Genomic DNA, 20,502 nt, shown 5'->3' on the forward strand with positions numbered 1-20,502 from the left:
CACATCTGCCGCGAGGATGTTTGAAACGGCGCGGATTTATAGCCTAGATCGGCAACTGCCCCAGGTACGCCCGCAGCGCGAAGAACAGCAGCAACCCGCCGAGGATGGTCGCCAGCAGGTGCCGGGTCAGCGCGGCGATGAGGATGCAGCCCAACCCGCCCAGCAGGTAGGCGTTGTCCAGCGCCAGGGCCAGGTGCTCGCCGTCAGGCATCAGCATGCCCGGCACCACGATGGCGGTGAGTACCGCCGTGGGCACGTAGTGCAGCCCCTGGCGCACCACCGGCGGGAAGCGCAGGTCCGGCCAGGCGAACAGGCTGTAGCGAATGGCGAAGGTGATCGCGGCCATGCCGAGGATCAGCAACCAGGTTTCCATCACAGGGTCTCCCCCAGCAGGTCCAGGCGATCACGGCGCTCCAGCACCACGCCCACCACGATGCCGGCCAGCGCCGCCGCCATCAGCCCGAGCTTGTAGGGCAGGCCCTGGCACGCCACCGCCACCGCACCGGCCACCAGCGCCGCCGCCACCTGCGGACGGTTGCGCAGCATGGGCACGACGATGCCGATGAAGGTCGCCAGCATGGCGAAGTCCAGCCCCCAGGCCGCGAGATTGGGCACCGCCTGGCCGAACACCACCCCCACCAGGGTGTAGGACACCCAGCTCAGGTACATCGCCAGCGCAGCCCCGAGGAAGTACCAGTGCTTGAGCGGCGAGTCGTCCTCCTCCGCATAACGGTGCTGCACCACGGCGAACGCCTCGTCGGTGAGCCAGAAGGCCAGCAGCAGGCGCCAGCGCCGCGGCAGGTGCCGCACGAAGGGTTGCAGGGTGGCGCTGTAGAGGGCGTGGCGCAGGTTCACCACCAGGGTGGTGAGCAGCACCACCGCCACCCCGGCACCACCGCCCAGCAGGGTGATGGCGATGAACTGGGCCGAGCCGGCGAACACCAGCAGGGACATGCCGAGGGTCTGCCAGGCATCGAGGCCGGCCCCGGCGGCCAGGGTGCCGTAGATGATGCCGAAGGGCATGGCGCCGATGAGCATCGGCACGATGTCGCGAACGCCACGGAGGAATTCTGTAGAGCGGGACATGGGATTCTCCTTGTCCCCGTACTCTGCCAGCCGGCGCTCAGTCGGTCTTGAACGATCTTGCGCTGGCGGTCCGGTATTCGCCGGGACCTACACCATAGGTCTGCTTGAACTGACGGGTCAGGTGGCTCTGGTCGGCAAAGCCCAGCTGCATCGCCACCGACAACGGCGCGCAACCGCTGCGCAGCATGGCCCGCGCCTGCTCCAGGCGACGCTGCTTGAGCCACGCGTGGGGCGGCATCCCGGTGGCGCGCTGGAAAACCCGGGCGAAGTGGAACGGCGAAAGCCCCACCAGGGCCGCCAGTTCCTCCAGGGATGGCGGCGAGGCCAGGCGCGCCGCCAGCACCTCGCGGGCCAGCGCCACGGCCTGGGGCTCCTGCCCCGCCGGCCGTGGCGCACCGATGCGCGCGTGGCGGCTGAACAGCAGCAGGATCGCCTCGCGCCAGGCCACCTGCTGCTCCAGGGCGGAGGCATTGCGTTCCAGCAGGCAGTGCAGGTCGAGGAAGCGGCGGGTCACCTCGGGGTCATGCAGCACGCTGTCGGCGAAGGTGGGCAGGCCGCCGGTGGCGATCTCCAGTTCGTCCAGCACATCGGTCACCCGGTGCAGGTCGGGGTAGAACCCCCGGTAGCGCCAGCCTTCCTCGTGAGCCTTGGAGCCGGTGTGCAGCTCGTCCGGGTTGATCAGCACCATGCTGCCGACGGCGGCCAGGTGGTCGCTGCCGCGATGGCGGAAGCGCTGGGCGCCGGACTCGAGGATGGTGAAGACGTAGCCTTCGTGCACGTGGGGCGAGAAGCGATGCTGGATGTAGCGCGCATGCAGGAGCTCGACCCCGCTCAGCGCACTGGCCTGCCAGAAGCGCGTGCGCTCACCGCCCGTGCTCATTGGACGAATGCAGCTTCCAGGGCCTGCTTCACCGCCGGCCACTCGTGGTCGGTGATGCTGAACATGACGCTGTCGTCCAGGCGCCCGTCGGCCAGGCGGCGGTGGTTGCGCAGCACACCCTCACGCACCGCGCCGAGCTTCTCGATGGCCCGTTGCGAGCGCAGGTTGCTGCCGGCGGTCTTCAGCTGCACCCGCACCACCTGCCACTCCTCGAAGGCGTGGCGCAGCATCAGGTACTTGATCGAGGCGTTGAGGCCGGTGCCGTGCTCGCTGCCGGCCAGCCAGGTCCAGCCGATCTCCACGGCAGGCAGGGCCGGCATGAATTCGGCGAATCGGCTGGTGCCCACCAGGCGGTCACCCAGACGGATGGCGAACACCACGGCCTGGCCTTCGCGCTGCTGGGCGATGCCCTGGCGGTACCAGTCCGGCCGCAGCGGGCCGCTCATGTAGACCAGTTCGTTGCGATTGGCTTCGGCCAGGGCCGCCAGCTCGCTGACATCGGCCTCCCCCAGTGGCTCCAGGCGCAATGCGCCACGCTGCAGGGTGACCGGTTGCGGATTGAACATCTGCGCCCTCCTCAGGCGAATAACCCCTGCCCGTTCTACGCGACAACCGGACGCGGTTGCCTGGCAGGGCTGCGGCGGACTCCAGGCCCGGCGCGGCAAGCCAAGCTAACAGCCCGGCAAGAGGCGCTCAAGTCCGCCTGCGACCTTGGTAGCAGCCGCCTGACGGAAATGACCTTTGGTGCGAAACTGCAGCCTGTGCCCGGGCCCTGCCCGCCCTTTTTCCTCCGGAGTCTGCATGTCGTTGTCCAGCGGGCTGATCGCCGCGGTCGCCCTCCTCTACATGGCGGTGCTGTTCAGCATCGCCTTCTACGGCGATCGCCGCAGCGCCCCGATGCCGCCCCGGGCGCGTGCCCTGATGTTCAGCCTGTCGCTGGCGGTGTACTGCACCAGCTGGACCTTCTTCGGCGCCGTCGGCCAGGCCGCCGGGCAGATCTGGGCCTTCCTGCCCATCTACCTGGGGCCCATCCTGCTGATGGTGTTCGCCCCCTGGGTGCTGCAGAAGATGGTGCTGATCAGCAAGCAGGAGAACATCACCTCCATCGCCGACTTCATCGCCGCCCGCTACGGCAAGTCCCAGGCGCTGGCGGTGGTGGTGGCGCTGATCTGCCTGGTCAGCGTGCTGCCCTACATCGCCCTGCAGCTCAAGGGCATCGTCCTCGGCGTCAACCTGCTGGTGGGCTCCGGCGCGGACTCCACCGGCACCCGCGCCCAGGACACGGCATTGATCGTGTCCCTGGTGCTGGCCCTGTTCACCATCCTCTTCGGCACCCGCAACCTCGACGCCACCGAGCACCACCGGGGCATGGTGATGGCGATTTCCTTCGAATCGCTGATCAAGCTGCTGGCGTTCCTCGCGGTGGGCACCTACGTCAGCTTCGTGCTCTTCGACGGCTTCGACGACCTGACCCGCCGCGCCCTGCTCGCCCCGCAGCTGGAGAACTTCTGGAACCACCCGGTGGAATGGCCGACGCTCATCGTGCAGACCGCCGTGGCCATGACCGCCTTCGTCTGCCTGCCCCGGCAGTTCCACGTGGCCGTGGTGGAGAACATCGACGCCCGCGACCTGCGCACCGCCCGCTGGGTGTTCCCGGTGTACCTGGCCCTGGCCGCGCTGTTCGTCGTGCCCATCGCCCTGGCCGGCATGATGCTGCTGCCCGCCGGCGTGATGCCGGACTCCTTCGTCATCAGCCTGCCCCTGGCCGAGGCCCACCCGGCCCTGGCCCTGATGGCCTTCATCGGCGGTGCCTCGGCGGCCACCGGCATGGTGATCGTCGAAGCCGTGGCCCTCTCGACCATGGTCTCCAACGACATGCTGCTGCCCTGGCTGCTGCGCCGGCAGAACGCCGAGCGGCCGTTCGAGGTGTTCCGCCACTGGATGCTCTCGGTGCGCCGCATCAGCATCGTGGTGATCATCCTGCTGGGCTACGTCAGCTACCGCCTGCTGGGCTCCACCGCGAGCCTGGCCACCATCGGCCAGATCGCCTTCGCCGCCATCGCCCAGCTCGGCCCGGCCATGGCCGGCGCCCTGTACTGGAAGCAGGCCAACCGCCGGGGCGTGTTCGCCGGGCTGGCCACCGGCTCCGCGCTCTGGGCCTACACCCTGGTGCTGCCGCTGGTGGCGCGCGGCCTCGGCTGGCCGCTGGAGGCCTTCCCCGGACTGGCCTGGCTGATGGCCAACCCGCTGCACCTGCCCATCGACCCGCAGACCCAGGGCGTGGTCATTTCCCTGGCCGGCAACTGGCTGCTGTTCGCCTGGGTCTCGGTGCTCTCCCGCACCCGCGTCTCCGAACACTGGCAGGCCAGCCGCTTCATCGGCCAGGTGGTCTCGGCACGCCCCAGCGGCCGCTCGCTGCTGGCGGTGCAGGTGGAGGACCTGCTGATGCTCGCCGCCCGCTTCGTCGGTGAGGAACGCGCACGGCAGAGCTTCGCCCGCTTCGCCTACCGCCAGGGCACCAGCTTCACCCCCACGCAGAACGCCAACCAGGACTGGATCACCCACACCGAACGCCTGCTGGCCGGCGTGCTCGGCGCCTCCTCCGCCCGCGCGGTGGTGAAGGCCGCCATCGAAGGCCGCGAGATGCAGGTGGAGGACGTCGTGCGCATCGTCGACGAAGCCTCCGAGGTGCTGCAGTTCAACCGCGCCCTGCTGCAGGGCGCCATCGAGAACATCACCCAGGGCATCAGCGTGGTGGACCAGTCCCTGCGCCTGGTGGCCTGGAACCGCCGCTACCTGGAGCTGTTCGACTACCCGGAAGGGCTGATCAGCGTCGGCCGGCCCATCGCCGACATCATCCGCTACAACGCCGAGCGCGGCCTGTGCGGCCCCGGTGATGCCGAAGCCCATGTCTCCCGCCGGCTGTACTGGATGCGCCAGGGCAACGCCCACACCTCGGAACGGATGTTCCCCAATGGCCGGGTCATCGAGCTGATCGGCAACCCCATGCCCGGCGGCGGCTTCGTCATGAGCTTCACCGACATCACCGCCTTCCGCGAGGCCGAGCACGCCCTCAAGGAATCCAACGAAAGCCTGGAGCAGCGCGTTGTCGAGCGCACCCAGGAACTGTCCCAGCTGAACCAGGCGCTGATCGAGGCCAAGGGCACGGCCGAGGCCGCCAACCAGTCGAAGACCCGCTTCCTCGCCGCCGTCAGCCACGACCTGATGCAGCCGCTGAACGCCGCGCGGCTGTTCTCCGCCGCCCTCGCCCACCAGCTGGAAGCGCTACCCCCCGAGGCCCGCGAACTGGTGGGGCACCTCGACAGCTCGCTGCGCTCGGCCGAGGACCTGATCACCGACCTGCTGGACATCTCGCGCCTGGAAAGCGGCCGCATCACCCCCGACCGCACCACCTTCCCCCTGGCCAGCCTGTTCGACACCCTGGGAGCCGAGTTCAAGGCCCTGGCCCAGGAACAGGGCGTGCAGTTCCGCCTGTGCGGCAGCCGGCTGAACATCGAGAGCGACGCCAAGCTGCTGCGCCGGGTGCTGCAGAACTTCCTCACCAACGCCTTCCGCTACGCCAAGGGCCACGTGCTGCTGGGCGTGCGCCGCGAAGGCGACGCCCTGCGCCTGGAAGTCTGGGACCGCGGCCCCGGCATCCCCGAGGACAAGCGCAAGGTCATCTTCGAGGAGTTCAAGCGCCTCGACAGCCACCAGACCCGCGCCGAGAAGGGCCTGGGCCTGGGCCTGGCGATTGCCGACGGCCTCTGCCGCGTGCTCGGCCACCGGCTGGAGGTGCGCTCCTGGCCCGGCAAGGGCAGCGTCTTCAGCGTCACCGTGCCCGTGGCGCGCCAGGCCCGCCCAGCCCCGGCCCGCCAGCCGCAGGAAGGCGCCGGCCAGGCCCTCAACGGCACCCAGGTGCTGTGCATCGACAACGAGGACAGCATCCTCACCGGCATGGACAGCCTGCTGTCACGCTGGGGCTGCCGCGTCTGGACCGCGCGCAACCGCCTGGAGTGCGAGCAGTTGCTGGAGGAAGCCGTGCGCCCGGAACTGGTGCTGGTGGACTACCACCTCGACGAAGGCGAGACCGGCACCGAGCTGATGGGCTGGCTGCGCACCCGCATGGGCGGCCCGGTGCCCGGCGTGGTGATCAGCGCCGACGCCCGCGCCGAGCTGGTGGCGGAAGTCCACGCGGCGGGGCTCGACTACCTCGCCAAGCCGGTGAAGCCCGCCGCGCTGCGGGCGCTGATCAGCCGCCACGTGACGCTGCGCTGACGGGCAATCGCCAACCGATGTGACGCAGTTCCCGCTTTCCAGGCATCGCGGTATAAGAAGCGCCACGAAATCCAGGAATGCCGTCGATGCCACTCCAGACCGGGCAGGCCGCAGTCATGCCGCCCCTGCCCGAACGCCCCGCCGAGGACTACCTCGCCGAACGGGTCGCCACCCTCTTCTCCACCAGCCCGGCCACGGCGGTGGGCAACGTCTTCTCCGGCACCATGGTGTTCGGCGTCTACCACGCCAGCGCCCCGTTGTTCGGGCGTTGCGTCTGGCTGCTGGTGCTGGTGCTGCTGATGGGCGTGCGGCTCTGGCTGGTGGCGGCCTGGCGCCGCAACCCACAACGCTTCACCCCGCTCGCCTGGGCCCGCCTGACCATGTGCCAGTGCGGCGCGGTCGGCCTCGCCTGGGGCTTCGGCGCCATCTGGCTGATGGGCCACGGCACCGCCTACGAGGACGTGACCTACGGCTGCATCGCCCTGGCCTCGGTGATGGTGGCGATGAGCAACGTCTCCTACTGGCCGGCCCACCTGGCCTTCCACGTGCCGATGTTCACCCTGCTGGGCATCGCCTACGCCCTCGACCCGGAGCCCCAGGCGCGCTTCCTCGCCATCTCCGCCTGGGTGGTGTGCCCCTTCATCGCCGAGATGGGCCGGCGCCTGCAGATCCGCTTCAACGAGGCCCTCAAGCTGGCCTGGGAGCACCAGGTGCTGGCGCACAAGTACGCCCTGGCCAACCAGGAGCTGGCGGTGCTGAGCCGCACCGACGACCTGACCCGTATCGCCAACAAGCGCCACCTGGACGAAACCCTCAAGCGCGAGTGGCACCGCTGCGCCCGCACCCACGCGCCGCTGAGCGTGCTGATGCTGGATATCGACCACTTCAAGCTCTACAACGACCGCTATGGCCACCTGGCCGGCGACACCTGCATCCGCCAGGTGGCCGAGGCCATGCGCGGCAGCATCCGCGAGCACTGCGATTTCGTCGCACGCTTTGGCGGGGAGGAGTTCACCGTGGTCATGCCCGGCACCGACCTGGCAACGGCCCAGGCCATCGCCGAACGCATCCGCGCATCCATCGAGTCCCTGCAGGTCCCCCATGCCGGCGCGCAGCGCGGCTACCTCACGGTGAGCATCGGCGTGGCCTCCACCGAACAGCCGGTGGCCCGTGAAGAGGCCCTGGTAGGGAATGCGGATGTGGCGCTCTACAAGGCCAAGCACCAGGGCCGTAACCGGGTCGAAGCCTTCACCGCCGAGGATGCCCCGGCAACCGGCGCTCCCTAGCTCTTCAGGAAGCCCTTCAGCAGTTCACCGACACGGCCACCCAGCTCCTGGTTGGCCGACGCCTGCAGCCCCCGCGCCAACTCGCTGTCCACCACCTCCTCCACCAGCGGACGCAGGGCCAGCAGTTGCCGGTTCAGCGCCTCCAGCTCGGAAACGTGGGGCAGGCTGCTGCTGAGCAGCGGGTTGACCAGGTGGGCGACGATCATGCCGACGATGCCATCGGCCACCGGCGCCACCTGCTGGCGGATCAGCGCGAACTGCTCCAGCAGCACCGCCAGCGGGATGCCGGAGCGGTGCAGCTGCACCCCGGCGTTGAAGATGCGCGGGTTCAGCACCCGCAGGTGATCCCCGGCGAACTCCACCAGCCCCAGCTCGCGGGCGCGGTCCAGGGTGTCGTCGGTCAGCGCCTCGCCGAACAGCGCAATCAGCTCGTCGAAGCCCAGGCGGGTCGGCTCCGGCTGGCCCCAGGCCCCGGCAATGGCAGCGTCCAGGCCCAGCACATGGGCCAGATCGCGCCCCTGCTCCCAGGCCTCCAGCAGCTCGCGGATGCTGGCGATGCTGTAGCCGCGCTCCAGCAACTGGCCGATCAGCAGCAGCCGCGACAGGTGCCCGCCGTTGTAGATGCCCACCCGCCCGCGACGCTCCGGCGGCGGCAGCAGGCCGCGGTCCTGGTAGGCCCGCAGGTTGCGCACGGTGGTGCCGGCCTCGCGGGCCAGCTCGTCGACGGTGTATTCCGCCGCCTCGGGCGGGGCATCCCCCTCGGCTGGCGTACGGGCCAGCAGGCGGGACAGGAAGGGCTGGGGTGTCTTCATGGGGGCGGATCATAGCCCCGCCCCCGGACCGCCAACAACACGCCCACCCCGCCCCATCCTATGGCTGGACTTGCTGCCGCCCCTTCCCGCCCGGCACCTCGCAGAAGCGCGCAAAGCCAGGTACGGCAAGGCCTTCAGGCGGGCGGTAACGGGGTAACGCTGCGGGCGCGGCAACTGGCCAGGCGCCGGCGTCTCACTGACAATCCGTGACATCGCCTGATGTCACGATTCGTGCCCCAGGCCCACCTCACGCCCGGGAGCACGCCCATGAACGCACCGCTCAACCTTGAACCCCAGCGCACCCTCGTCCAGGGCGATGGCGTGCGCCTGGCCACCTACCAATGGGGCAACGCCAAGGGCCCGGTGCTGCTGCTGGTGCACGGCTACCCCGACAACCACCGGGTCTGGCTGCCGCTGGTGCGCGAACTGGCCGCCGACTACCGGATCATCGCCTACGACGTGCGCGGCGCCGGTGACTCCGAAGCCCCCCGGCGGGTGCGGGACTACCGCCTGGTGCACCTGGCCAACGACCTCGAAGCGGTGATCCGCGCCCACAGCCCGGACCGCCCGGTGCACCTGGTGGCCCATGACTGGGGCTCGATCCAGAGCTGGGAGGCGGTGACCGATCCGCGCTTCGAGCCGCTGCTGGCCTCCTACACCAGCCTCTCCGGGCCCTGCCTGGACCACGTCGGCCACTGGATGCGCGCCCGCTTCGGGCGCCTCGCCCCACGCGGCTGGCTGCAGGCGCTCGGGCAACTGGTCAGCTCCTGGTACATCGCCTTCTTCCAGACGCCCTGGCTGCCGGAACTGTGCTGGCGGCTAGGTCTGGCGCGCGCCTGGCCGGCCGTGATGCGGCAGATGGAGCGCATCCGCGAGCCGGAGCGCAACCCGCACCAGTTGGCCGACGGCCGGCACGGGGTGAAGCTCTACCGCGCCAACTTCATGCCGCGCCTGTTCGCCGCTCGCCAACGCCCCACCCGGGTACCGGTGCAACTGGTGGTGCAGACCCGTGACCGCTACGTGCGACCCCAGCTGTTCGACGGCCTGGAACGCTGGGCCCCCGACCTGCTGCGGCGCGAGGTGGACGCCAGCCACTGGCAGCTGCTGGCCCGCCCGGGTCGCCTGGCGGCCTGGTTGCGGGCCTTCGTCGAGGCGAAGGAGCACGACGCCGGGCGCTGAGCGCCCGGCTCTCAACCCGCGCCGCCCTTCAGGCCGGCCACGCCCGCCACGATCAGCACCACCGACAGCCCTTTCATCGGCGTGAAGGACTCCCCCAGCAGCACCACGCCGAGGATGACGGTGCCGAGGCTGCCGATGGCCGTCCACACCGGGTAGGCGACGCTCACCGGCAGCACGCGCATCGACAGGGTCAGGAAGTAGATGCCGGCGACAGCGGCCACGATCACCAAGGCGCTGGGCAGCGGCCGGGTGAAGCCCTCCGCGTACTTCATGCCCATGGCGAAGAGCACCTCGAAGACGGCGGCGACCAGCAGGTATGTCCAGGCCATGGCGGGCACCTCAGAACACCTCGGCCAGTTCGACCAGGGCACGCTCGGCGCGCTGGTAGGACTGCTCGAAGGCCGCGCCGCCGAACTCGTCGTTCTCCACCGCCACCACCGTCACGTCGCTGATGCCGATGTAGCCCAGCACCGTGCGCAGGTAGGTGTCGGCATGGTTCATGTGGGCGTTGGCACCGCCCGGCCCGTAGCCATGGTCACCCCGGGTGGTGATGACCAGCGCCTTGCACCCCAGCACCAGCGGCGTATAGGGGTTGCCCGGCCGCCCCGGATCGAAGTCGAAGGTGCGGCGGATGCGCACGATCTGGTCGATCCAGGCCTTGACCCCACTGGGCACGCCGAAGTTGTACATCGGGGCGGAGATCACCAGCCGATCAGCGGCCAGCAACTCATCCACCAACTGGTCGCTCAAGGCCAGGTCGGCTTTCATCACCTCGCTGCGACCCTCCGGCTCGGGGTGGAAGGCGGCGGCGATCCAGCCTTCGGTCAGCGGGGCGATGGGGGCTCGTCCCACCTCCCGTCGCACCACCTGGCGCTCGCTGTGCTGTGCTTGCCAGGCGGCAAGGAAGGTCTCCTGCAGGCGGCGCGAGTGGGAGCGCTCGCCACGGGTGCTGCCTTGGATGGAAAGAATTCGGCTCATCTCTGACTCCTGGGTGCAGTGGGCTCATCAAGGCCGGTGACCGGCCCTGGAACAGGCACTAAGCTAGGTTTCGCCGCATTCGCGGACAAATGAGCGTTAGTTCATCGAGATGAATCCATTTCACCCATGGAGATTGCATGTTCGCCAACCTGCCCCTCACCGCGCTGCGCACCTTCGAATCCGCCGCGCGCCAGCTGAGCTTCAAGGCAGCCGCCGACGAGCTGGCGGTGACGCCGACGGCGGTCTCCCACCAGATCCGCAGCCTGGAGGGCTGGCTCGGCGTGCCGCTGTTCGAGCGCCTGCCACGCAGCGTGCGGCTGACCGCCTGCGGCCAGCAGCTGTTCGGCAGCCTGCACGGCGCCCTGCTGGACGTGAGCCAGACCCTCGATCACCTGCGGCCCCAGCCCAGCAGCGGCCAGCTGACGATCTCCACCACCCCGGCCTTTGCCGCGCTGTGGCTGATCCCGCGCCTGGGGCGTTTCTACGCCGAGTACCCGGCGATCCGCCTGCGCCTGGACACCAGCAACACCCTGGTGGACCTGCACCAGGACGCGAGCATCGACCTGGTGATCCGCTACGGCACCACGCATTACCCCAGCCTGCACAGCCAGTGCCTTCTGGATGAACGCTTCGGCGTCTACGGCGCGCCCGCGCTGGTGGACAACCTCGGCAGCCAGGTGCCCACGCTGATCACCATCCGCTGGCGCAGCCCGCAGCTCTACGAGCTGGGCTGGAAGGCCTGGTGCCAGGCCGCCGGCGCGCAGCACCTGCTGGAAAGCGCGCCACAGCGCGAGTACGACGAGGAGCACTACGCCCTGCAAGCCGCCATCGCCGGCCAGGGGTTGGTGCTGGCGAGTTCGATCCTGGTGTCCGAGAGCATCGCCAGCGGGCTGCTGGTGCCCTACCGCCCCGAGGTCAGCGTCGAGGGCGCCGGTTATTCCACCCTGTGCGTGCCGGGCCGCGAGCGTCACCCTCCGGTCAAGGCGTTTTCCGACTGGTTGGGCCGGGAAGCGGGGGCCGTGCCGCCTCCGGCCTGAAGCCGATGCCCGTGGCGCAGGCATAAAAAAACGGCCCAGGTCGGGGAGGACGTGGGCCGTTGAGGCGCTATCGCAATCGTCAGGCGGGGTCTGTGCCCCGCTGGAGGACGCCGGTCAGGCGCTGGCGTCCTGGTATTCCTTCTCGGCGGCGTCGAAGCGCTTGATCATCGAATCCGACGGCGCGGCGCCGATGCGGCTGAAGATCAGGATGCCGAGGGTGGCGAGGATGAAGCCCGGGATGATTTCGTACAGGCCGGTCCAGCCGAAGAAGTTCTTCCACAGGATCACGGTGACGGCGCCCAGCACCATGCCCGCCAGGGCACCGTTGCGGGTCATGCCCTTCCATACCAGGGAGAGGATCACCACCGGGCCGAAGGCGGCGCCGAAGCCGGCCCAGGCGTAGGACACCAGCCCCAGCACCTTGCTCTCGGGGTTGGAGGCGATGGCGATGGCGATCACGGCCACCAGCAGCACCATGGCGCGGCCGACCCAGACCAGTTCGTTCTGGCTGGCGTTCTTGCGGAAGAAGGCCTTGTAGAAGTCTTCGGTCAGGGCGCTGGAGCACACCAGCAGCTGGCAGCTCAGGGTGGACATCACGGCCGCCAGGATGGCGGACAGCAGCACGCCGGCCACCCAGGGGTTGAACAGCAGCTTGGCCAGTTCGATGAACACGCGCTCGGGGTTGGCGGTGACCGGGCCGGCCACGTCCGGGTGAGCGGAGAAGTAGGCGATGCCGAAGAAACCGACGGCAACCGCGCCGCCCAGGCAGGCGATCATCCAGGTCATGGAGATGCGGCGGGCGTTGGGGATGGACTTGACCGAGTCAGCGGCCATGAAGCGCGCCAGGATGTGCGGCTGGCCGAAGTAGCCCAGGCCCCAGGCCATCAGCGAGATCACACCGATGAAGGTGGCGCCCTTGAGCATGTCGAAGTGGGCGGCGTCCTGCAGTTCGATGGCGGCGAAGGTCGGATCGATGCCGCCGTTGATCATCATCACCACGACCGGAGTGAGGATCAGGGCGAAGATCATCAGGGTCGCCTGCACGGTGTCGGTCCAGCTCACCGCCAGGAAGCCACCGATGAAGGTGTAGGCGATGGTGGCAGCGGCGCCGGCCCACAGCGCGGTCCCGTAGGACAGGCCGAAGGTGCTTTCGAACAGGCGGGCACCGGCGACGATGCCGGAAGCGCAGTAGATGGTGAAGAACACCAGGATCACCACGGCGGAGAAGATGCGCAGGATGCGGCTGTGGTCTTCGAAGCGGTTGGTGAAGAAGTCCGGCAGGGTCAGGGCGTTGCCGTTGTGCTCGGTCTGCACCCGCAGGCGGCCGGCCACCAGCAGCCAGTTGAGGTAGGCGCCGACGATCAGGCCGATGGCGATCCAGGCCTCGGACAGGCCCGAGAGGTAGATGGCGCCGGGCAGGCCCATCAGCAGCCAGCCGCTCATGTCGGAAGCGCCAGCGGACAGCGCGGTGACGAAGCTGCCGAGGCTGCGGCCCCCGAGGATGTAGTCGGACAGGTTGTTGGTGGAACGGTAGGCGGCCAGGCCGATCAGTACCATGGCGGCGATATAGATCACGAACGTGATCAGCATCGGGTTGCTGAGTGTCATGGGGTCTCCCCTGCTCGTTTGTTGTTATTCGGGAGCTGAGGGTGGTCTGCTCCCGTGGTGATTGTTTGGCGACCGCGCGTGGCGATGACCGCTTGGCTTCTCGACCCTGTCGGCCAATAGCCGATTAACGTCCGATCGAACTTCAAGCGAGGCGATCCGGCCCCACCCGTCATCGAAGGCCCTGCTCATGGGGAGCGGCCCTCGCGAACATGTACAGAAATACCTGGCCTCTTGGCTGACGCACCGTCCGCCCAGGACGGTGCGTGGATTAACCGCTGCGGGGTGACGGGCGGCCACCTCATCGGACATGGGGCCCGTTCGGGTACCGCGCCTGCACGTGGAAAGGCGTGATTCCCGGGTGCGCTACCCGTTGGTCTTCATGACCATCGCGTTGGATTCAGTACAGCCCAAACCGTCGATGAAGGCGGGCTGAAAATCAGGAAGCGTGGAATGTAGAGAGGTGGCACCTCGACTTTCTTACACAATCCTCTGATTTCATTTCCGGATAGTCCGATAAAGGGAACTTTCTGCCAAAAGGTGCAACCGGCTACTCGTCAGAGCAGCCGGCACTTTGACTCAGAAAGCCAGGCGCACGCCCATGGTCAGGTTGCGCCCCGGGAGTAGCACCTCGTCCTTGATGAAGGAACTGTGGTTGCGCCCTTCGGCATCCAGCAGGTTGCTCCCCTTGAGGTAGAGCTCGTAGTCGGCCATCTCCAGCTTGCCGGTGTAGGTCAGCGCGGCACCGAGCATGTTGTAGCCGCCGGTACGGGTCTCGTAGTCGGCGAGCTGGTCCTGGCGCTGCACGCGGTAGAACTCCAGCTGCCCGGCGAGGGCCGGTGCCAGGCGCTGATCGAGGCGGATGCCCAGGCGATCGGCCGGGATGCGCGGCAGGTCCCCGCCGCCGCTGCGCAGGCGGCCACGCACGCGGTCGCCGAAGAGCGTGACGTCGGTGTCATCGCTGAAGCGATAGCCCACCTCGCCCTCGGCGCCGGTCAGCACGGCATCCTGCTGGCGGTACTGGATCTCGCGCATTTCGCCGCCGATGTCGCGCCCGGTGTCCGCCGCGTAGATGAAGTCATCGATCTGGTTGCGGTAGACGCTGAGGCTGAAGTGGGTGCGGCCGGCGAACTTGCGCAGGGTCAGCTCGACGTTCCGCGAGGTTTCCTCGCTCAGGTTCGGGTCCCCCAGTTCGACGGTACGGGTCGCGGCGTGGGGGCCGTTGGCGTACAGCTCTTCGGCGGTGGGCAGGCGCTGGGAGCGGGACAGGGAGAAGCCAAGGGAGTATTCCGGCGCGAAGGTCCAGACCGCCCCGGCGGACACGGAGGTGCCGCGGTGCTGGCGGCTGCGCTCCCCGCGCGCGGAGATGTCCTGCCACTCGTGGCGCAGGCCCAGTTCGTAGCGCCAGTCATCCCAGGTGTACTCCTCCAGCAGGAACAGGCCGTGGTTGCGGGTCAGGCTCGGCGGCACATAGGCCTCTTCGCCCAGGGCCTGGAAGTCCCGGCGCGAGCTCTGCCCGCCCAGCACGCCACGCCAGCCGAACAGCGGTGCGTGGGTCAGCTCCAGGCGGGAGTCGTAGGCCTTGTTCTTGAAGGTGGTCGCGGCCACCCCGCCTTCCATCTCCTCGTGCTGGTAGTCGCTGTAGCCCCCTCGTACACGGGCCAGCTCGAAGCCCGGCAGCGGGTCGCTGTACTCACCGCGCACGTCCCAGCGCTTCTGCTTCATGTCGATGTAGGGCAGCCCGCCCTCCTCGTGGTCATCGTGGGCATGGCCGTGCCCGTGGGCGCCGCAATGCCAGTCGCGCGGGCCATGGGTGTGGCAGTGGGCATGTTCGTGGGCGAGCAGGCCGTAGCGATTGTTCTGCTCGGTGTAGGCCAGGCCCAGGTAGCCGCGATCACCGATCCAGCTGCCCCCCAGGGTGGCGCTGTCGGTGTCGTTGTAGGCCCCGGTCTGTTTCGAGGAGCGCGGGTCGCCGGCCGCACCGGGAATGTCGTAGGCGTTGGCCTGGCGCTTGAGCCCCTCGATGCGCCAGGCGAACGGGCCGGTGCCGATCGTCAGGCCACCGGCCCCGAGGCCCTCGTCGGCCACGGTGTTGCCGCGCAACTCCAGCTCGCCTTCGTAGCCCTTCTCGGGGAGCGCAACGGGAATTTTCTTGTCGATCACGTTCACCACCCCGCCGATGGCGCCGCCGCCATACAACAGGGTGGCGGGCCCCTTCAGCACTTCGACGCGTTCCACCAGCAACGGCTCGATCGCCACGGCGTGGTCCGGGCTGACGGTGGACGCATCCAGCGTGTCCACGCCGTCGCTCAGGACCCGCACCCGCGCACCGTCCAGCCCACGGATCACCGGGCGGCTGGCGCCGGGGCCGAAGCTGCTGGCATGCACCCCGGGCAGGCCGTCGAGCGTCTCGCCGAGGGTCGCCTCGCGGCGCAGGCGCAGGGCGTCGCCTTCCAGCACCTCGGCGGGGGTCGTCATGTCGCGGGTTGCGGTGGACAGGGCGCTGGCGCGCACCACGCTGGGCTCCAGCTCCACGGGCGATTCGGCTTCGGCTGCCAGGGCCGCCGGCCCGGAGAACAGGGCGATGGCCAGGGCGAGTGGAGAGCGGATCGGTTTCATCATGGGGTCCTCGAATAGTCGTCGGCGCGCCACCTTGCGCGCCTGTCAGGCGGATGGACGTGCGACGCAGGCAGGCTGCGTCGGGCCGCCACTATAAAGCGTTATAACGTAACAAATAAGAGCGAATCGCATTGGCCGGCAATTCACTGACAAAGGCTTTGGAACGGGCCTTACGGCCCCGTCAGGCGTGGTCGCGCAGCCGCTTCGGCGTCAGACCCAGGTGGCGGCGCATGGCGGTGGTCAGGGCGCTCTGGCTGGAGAAGCCGCATTCCTCGGCGATGCGTACCAGAGCGAGGTCGCTTTCGCGCAGCAGGCGGGAGGCGCGGTCGAGGCGAGCGCGCAGCAGGTACTGGTGGGGCGTCAGGCCGACGCTGTCCTTGAACAGGGCGTGGAAATGGCTGGGGCTGAGGCAGGCCACCTGGGCCAGCTCGGCCACGCTGATGCGCCGGGCCAGGTTGTCGGCGATGTAGGCATCCAGCGGTTCCAGGTCGAGGCCCTGGCTGCTGCGCCGCCCACGCTCGCCGAATAGCCGCAGGTACAGCGCGCGCAGCAGGACACCGCCCAGGGCACGGGCCAGCAGCGGGTCGTCGCCGTAGCGCTGCAGCTCGGCGCCGGCGTAGCTCAGCAGGTGCTGGAAGTCGGCGTCGAGGTCGGGGAAGCGGGGGATGTCGAACAGGCGCTGGAGCAGTTCGCGGTCCTCGCTGGCGGCCTCCGGCGCGTTGAGGTCGAGGATCAGCATGCGGTTGTCGCCGCAGCCGGCGAAGACGTGCTCGGTGGTGCCCGGCACCACGCAGGCACGCATGCGGCACACCTCGCCACCGCGGCCACCGACCTCAAAAGCGGCGCGGCCAGCCAGGGACATCACCAGTTGATGGTGGTCATGGGCGTGGGCGTGGGCCTGTTCATCCAGGCGTTGCAGGCGGGCGACGAGCATGGCAGGGGTTGCTCAAAATTTGCGCATTTTAAACAAGCGGCGCTCGCCTGCCCAGCACCACCGGGCAGGCCCCGCTTCGACGTGCCGGTTGAAAAGCCCCCGGAGCCGCCCCATCTAGCCTGCATGCCCCACCCCAAGCCCATTCGTTTCCATCAGGTGCCCAATGAGCGATCAGGAGATCCACGCCACTCTCGTCGATGACACCAGTGCCACCAGTACGGGCCTGGCGCTGCCCGGCCAGACGCTGCCGGACACCGTGTACGTCATCCCCATCCACAACCGCCCGTTCTTCCCGGCGCAGGTGCTGCCGGTGATCGTCGAGGAGGAGCCCTGGGCAGAAACCCTGGAGCTGGTGGCCAAGACCAACCACCACAGCCTGGCGCTGTTCTTCGTCGACAGCCCGCCGGGTGACCCGCGCCATTTCGACCCCAGCACCCTGCCCGAGCACGGCACCCTGGTGCGGGTGCACCACGCCACCCGCGAGGGCGGCAAGCTGCAGTTCGTGGCCCAGGGCCTGTCGCGGGTGCGCATCCGTGGCTGGCTCAAGCGCCACCGCCCGCCCTATTTGGTGGAGGTGGACTACCCGCGCCCGCAATCCGACCCGCGCGACGAGGTGAAGGCCTACGGCATGGCGCTGATCAACGCCATCAAGGAGCTACTGCCACTCAACCCGCTGTACAGCGAGGAGCTGAAGAACTACCTGAACCGCTTCAGCCCCAACGACCCGTCGCCGCTCACCGACTTCGCCGCCGCCCTCACCACCGCACCGGCCACCGACCTGCAGGAGGTGCTGGACACCATCCCCGTGCTCAAGCGCATGGAGAAGGTGCTGCCGATGCTGCGCAAGGAAGTCGAGGTGGCCCGCCTGCAGAGCGAGCTGTCGGCGGAGGTGAACCGCAAGATCGGCAAGCACCAGCGGGAGTTCTTCCTCAAGGAGCAGCTGAAGCTGATCCAGCAGGAGCTGGGCATCACCAAGGATGACCGCAGCGCCGACGCCGAGCAGTTCCGCCAGCGCCTGGAGGGCAAGACCCTGCAGGAGCAGGCGAAGAAGCGCATCGACGAGGAGCTGAACAAGCTGTCGATCCTGGAGACCGGCTCCCCCGAGTACGCGGTGACCCGCAACTACCTGGACTGGGCCACGGCCCTGCCCTGGGGCGTTTACGGCAAGGACCGACTGGACCTCAAGCACGCGCGCCAGGTGCTGGACCGCCACCACGCGGGCCTCGACGACATCAAGAACCGCATCCTCGAATTCCTCGCCGTCGGCGCCTTCAAGGGCGAGATCGCTGGCTCCATCGTGCTGCTGGTGGGCCCGCCCGGCGTCGGCAAGACCAGCATCGGCAAGTCCATCGCCGAGTCCCTGGGCCGGCCCTTCTACCGCTTCAGCGTCGGCGGCATGCGTGACGAAGCCGAGATCAAGGGCCACCGCCGCACCTACATCGGCGCCCTGCCCGGCAAGCTGGTGCAGGCGCTGAAGGAAGTGGAGGTGATGAACCCGGTGATCATGCTCGACGAGATCGACAAGCTCGGTGCCAGCTACCAGGGCGACCCCGCCTCGGCCCTGCTGGAGACCCTCGACCCGGAGCAGAACGTCGAGTTCCTCGACCACTACCTGGACCTGCGCCTGGACCTGTCCAAGGTGCTGTTCGTGTGCACCGCCAACACCCTGGATTCGATCCCCGGCCCGCTGCTGGACCGCATGGAGGTGATCCGCCTGTCCGGCTACATCACCGAGGAAAAGCACGCCATCGCCAAGCGCCACCTGTGGCCGCGCCTGCTGGAACGCACCGGGGTGCCGAAGCAGCGCCTGGCCATCACCGACGCTGCGCTCACCGCGGTGATCGAGGGGTACGCGCGGGAATCCGGCGTCCGCCAGCTGGAGAAGCAGCTGGGCAAGATCATCCGCAAGTCGGTGGTGCGCCTGCTGGAGGAGCCCGAGGCGAAGATCCGCGTCGGCAACAAGGACCTGGAGCCGCTGCTGGGCACGCCGCCCTTCCGCAAGGAACAGGTGCTGGCGGGCAAGGGCGTGATCACCGGGCTGGCCTGGACCAGCATGGGTGGCGCCACCCTGCCCATCGAAGCCACCCGCATCCACACCCTCAACCGGGGCTTCAAGCTCACCGGCCAGCTGGGTGACGTGATGAAGGAGTCGGCCGAGATCGCCTACAGCTATGTGAGTTCGCACCTCAAGCAGTTCGGCGGCGACCCGACCTTCTTCGACCAGGCCTTCGTGCACCTTCACGTACCGGAAGGCGCCACGCCCAAGGACGGCCCCAGCGCCGGCATCACCATGGCCAGCGCCCTGCTGTCCCTGGCCCGCGACCAGGCGCCGAAGAAGGGCGTGGCCATGACCGGCGAGCTGACGCTCACCGGCCAGGTGCTGCCGATCGGCGGGGTGCGCGAGAAGGTCATCGCCGCGCGGCGGCAGAAGCTCCACGAGCTGATCCTCCCCGAGGCCAACCGGGGTGCCTACGAGGAACTGCCGGACTACCTGCGCGAGGGCATGACGGTGCACTTCGCCAAGCGCTTCTCGGATGTCGCCAAGGTGCTCTTCGGCTGAACCCGCGGTGCCTACCCAGGGGCCGGAGCAGCGGATATGCTGCACCGGCCCTTGAACGATGGAGCCGTCCATGCGCCTGAATCCCCTCCCCCGCCTGCTGCTGCCCGGTGCCCTCGCCCTGCTGGCCGGCTGCGCCCACGAGTCGACCACCCTGCTGGTGCAGGAACAGGACCGCTGCCCCCTGGAGCTGGACAAGGGCCAGACCCTGGTGCTGACCCTGCCGAGCAACCCCACCACCGGCTTCCGCTGGGTGGTGAAGGACGCCGCGCCCGGCGTGCTGCGCAGCCTCGGCCCGGAGGTCTACAACGCCCCCGAGGACGCCGGGCTGGTCGGCGGCGCCGGGGAATCCACCTGGCGCTTCAGCGCCGCCCAGCCGGGCGATGGCCGCCTGCTGCTGGTCTACCAGCGCCCTTGGGAAACCGACGTCGCCCCGGAGCAGACCTTCGACTGCCCCATCCACGTGGAGTGACGGCGCAATCGGCGAGCCGCCCTGGCGCACGACGCCTGGCGGCCCGACCGGATGCTGAAGCAAAGTGCGCCCTCCCCCTCGATGGAGCGGCCCCATGCCTGCCCTGCTGATCGGCCTGACCGGCGCCAGCGCCTTCCTCATCGGCCGTGCACTCGACCTGCCCTGGCTGTGCTTCGCCAGCAAGCCGTTGCCGGTCATCGCCCTGATGCTCTGGCTGCGGGGTGCCCCGGCCGGCGCCTACCGCAACCGCGTCGCCCTCGGCCTGGCGTTGTGCCTGCTGGGGGATGTGCTGCTGCAATGGCCCGGCGACCTATTCGTCCCCGGCCTGGCGGCGTTCCTGCTGGGCCACCTGTGCTACATCGCCGCCTACCTGAGCGACAGCCGCCGCTTGGCGCCCCTCGCCCTCACGGCCTGCCTGGTCTATGGCGGCGCCATGTTCGCCCTGCTCGGCAGCGGTGGCCTGGGGCCCCTGGCGCTGCCCGTGGCGCTCTACGCCCTGACCATCAGCACCATGCTCTGGCGCGCCCTGGCCCGCACCGGCGAGACCGGGATAGCACGCGGGTCGGTGCTGGCCGCCGTGGCCGGGGCGTTGTGCTTCGTGGTCTCGGACAGCCTGCTGGGCATCGCGCGCTTCGTCGGCAGCTTCCCCGGTGACGGCTACGCCATCATCCTCAGCTACTGGCTCGGCCAGTGGGGCATCACCGCCTCGGCGCGGTTGAAGACGGGCACGGCCGCCAACCCGACGTAGCGGCATTTGGGGCGGCGGGCAGTCTTGGCTA

The 20,502-nt window shown here is 68.9% G+C and carries 17 protein-coding genes; 7 read left to right on the plus strand and 10 right to left on the minus strand.

Features of this window, described 5'->3' with window-relative positions; translation table 11 throughout:
- Nucleotides 1-43: 43 nt before the first annotated feature.
- Genes FBY21_RS11975 through FBY21_RS11990 form a run of 4 tightly spaced genes read right to left on the minus strand, consistent with a single transcriptional unit; the run spans nt 44 to nt 2,532 of the window.
- Entirely contained in the window at nt 44-373 is a 330-nt protein-coding gene (locus FBY21_RS11975; protein WP_074968949.1) for an AzlD domain-containing protein, read from the minus strand.
- Nucleotides 373-1,086 (minus strand): AzlC family ABC transporter permease, encoded by a 714-nt coding sequence (locus tag FBY21_RS11980; RefSeq protein ID WP_142011212.1) that lies wholly within the window; start codon nt 1,084-1,086, stop codon nt 373-375. Before FBY21_RS11980 ends, FBY21_RS11975 begins: the two co-directional genes overlap by 1 nt.
- A gap of 37 nt (nt 1,087-1,123) precedes the next feature.
- Nucleotides 1,124-1,966: a helix-turn-helix transcriptional regulator gene (locus FBY21_RS11985; protein WP_074968953.1), complete on the minus strand. Its 843-nt coding sequence runs from the start codon at nt 1,964-1,966 to the stop codon at nt 1,124-1,126.
- On the minus strand, nt 1,963-2,532 hold the full coding sequence (locus tag FBY21_RS11990) for a GNAT family N-acetyltransferase (protein WP_142011214.1): 570 nt from the start codon (nt 2,530-2,532) through the stop codon (nt 1,963-1,965). The genes FBY21_RS11985 and FBY21_RS11990 overlap by 4 nt, the downstream gene beginning before the upstream one ends.
- A 235-nt stretch (nt 2,533-2,767) precedes the next feature.
- Between FBY21_RS11990 and FBY21_RS11995 the strand changes: the two genes are divergently transcribed.
- Together FBY21_RS11995 and FBY21_RS12000 are read left to right on the plus strand one after the other, a co-directional pair.
- The gene (locus FBY21_RS11995; RefSeq protein WP_044406195.1) at nt 2,768-6,244 is read left to right on the plus strand and encodes a PAS domain-containing hybrid sensor histidine kinase/response regulator; all 3,477 of its coding nucleotides are present in this window, start codon (nt 2,768-2,770) and stop codon (nt 6,242-6,244) included.
- An 86-nt stretch (nt 6,245-6,330) separates the two neighbouring features.
- Nucleotides 6,331-7,530 carry a GGDEF domain-containing protein gene (locus FBY21_RS12000; RefSeq protein WP_142011216.1) on the plus strand — a complete coding sequence of 400 codons (1,200 nt, stop codon included), beginning with the start codon at nt 6,331-6,333 and terminating at the stop codon, nt 7,528-7,530.
- On the opposite strand, the gene FBY21_RS12005 is transcribed toward FBY21_RS12000, so the two are convergent.
- Complete coding sequence (locus FBY21_RS12005) at nt 7,527-8,342, minus strand: MerR family transcriptional regulator (RefSeq protein ID WP_142011218.1); 816 nt, start codon at nt 8,340-8,342, stop codon at nt 7,527-7,529. The two genes, FBY21_RS12000 and FBY21_RS12005, sit on opposite strands and share 4 nt — an antisense overlap.
- Nucleotides 8,343-8,609: 267 nt before the next feature.
- On the opposite strand from FBY21_RS12005, the gene FBY21_RS12010 reads away from it, so the two are divergent.
- A complete protein-coding gene (locus FBY21_RS12010) occupies nt 8,610-9,521 on the plus strand; it encodes an alpha/beta fold hydrolase (protein ID WP_142011220.1) in 912 nt (303 codons plus the stop codon).
- An 11-nt stretch (nt 9,522-9,532) separates the two neighbouring features.
- Here FBY21_RS12010 and FBY21_RS12015 read toward each other — a convergent pair whose 3' ends face one another.
- Both FBY21_RS12015 and FBY21_RS12020 read right to left on the minus strand, forming a co-directional pair.
- Nucleotides 9,533-9,850, minus strand: a complete 318-nt coding sequence (locus tag FBY21_RS12015) for a DMT family transporter (protein ID WP_142011222.1) — start codon at nt 9,848-9,850, stop codon at nt 9,533-9,535.
- Between the two features lie 10 nt (nt 9,851-9,860).
- A complete protein-coding gene (locus FBY21_RS12020; RefSeq protein WP_142011224.1) occupies nt 9,861-10,499 on the minus strand; it encodes an FMN-dependent NADH-azoreductase in 639 nt (212 codons plus the stop codon).
- Between the two features lie 137 nt (nt 10,500-10,636).
- Here FBY21_RS12020 and FBY21_RS12025 point away from each other — a divergent pair, with 137 nt between their 5' ends.
- Nucleotides 10,637-11,536, plus strand: coding sequence for a LysR substrate-binding domain-containing protein (locus FBY21_RS12025; protein ID WP_142011226.1), 900 nt, complete (start codon nt 10,637-10,639; stop codon nt 11,534-11,536).
- 114 nt (nt 11,537-11,650) lie between these two features.
- Here FBY21_RS12025 and putP read toward each other — a convergent pair whose 3' ends face one another.
- From putP to FBY21_RS12040, 3 genes are all read right to left on the minus strand, one after another.
- Entirely contained in the window at nt 11,651-13,144 is a 1,494-nt protein-coding gene (gene putP, locus FBY21_RS12030) for a sodium/proline symporter PutP (RefSeq protein ID WP_044407203.1), read from the minus strand.
- A gap of 576 nt (nt 13,145-13,720) precedes the next feature.
- The gene (locus tag FBY21_RS12035; protein ID WP_142011229.1) at nt 13,721-15,760 is read right to left on the minus strand and encodes a TonB-dependent receptor; all 2,040 of its coding nucleotides are present in this window, start codon (nt 15,758-15,760) and stop codon (nt 13,721-13,723) included.
- 181 nt (nt 15,761-15,941) lie between these two features.
- A complete protein-coding gene (locus FBY21_RS12040) occupies nt 15,942-16,694 on the minus strand; it encodes an AraC family transcriptional regulator (RefSeq protein ID WP_142011231.1) in 753 nt (250 codons plus the stop codon).
- A gap of 163 nt (nt 16,695-16,857) precedes the next feature.
- On the opposite strand from FBY21_RS12040, the gene lon reads away from it, so the two are divergent.
- The 3 genes from lon (at nt 16,858) to FBY21_RS12055 (ending at nt 20,471) form a co-directional block, all read left to right on the plus strand.
- A complete protein-coding gene (lon, locus tag FBY21_RS12045; RefSeq protein ID WP_142011234.1) occupies nt 16,858-19,254 on the plus strand; it encodes an endopeptidase La in 2,397 nt (798 codons plus the stop codon).
- A 76-nt stretch (nt 19,255-19,330) separates the two neighbouring features.
- Nucleotides 19,331-19,723, plus strand: coding sequence for a protease inhibitor I42 family protein (locus FBY21_RS12050; protein ID WP_409563816.1), 393 nt, complete (start codon nt 19,331-19,333; stop codon nt 19,721-19,723).
- Between the two features lie 94 nt (nt 19,724-19,817).
- Nucleotides 19,818-20,471 carry a lysoplasmalogenase gene (locus FBY21_RS12055; protein WP_142011239.1) on the plus strand — a complete coding sequence of 218 codons (654 nt, stop codon included), beginning with the start codon at nt 19,818-19,820 and terminating at the stop codon, nt 20,469-20,471.
- Nucleotides 20,472-20,502 lie beyond the last annotated feature (31 nt).

It is taken from the genome of Pseudomonas sp. SLBN-26 (assembly GCF_006715895.1).
GTDB lineage: Bacteria > Pseudomonadota > Gammaproteobacteria > Pseudomonadales > Pseudomonadaceae > Metapseudomonas > Metapseudomonas otitidis.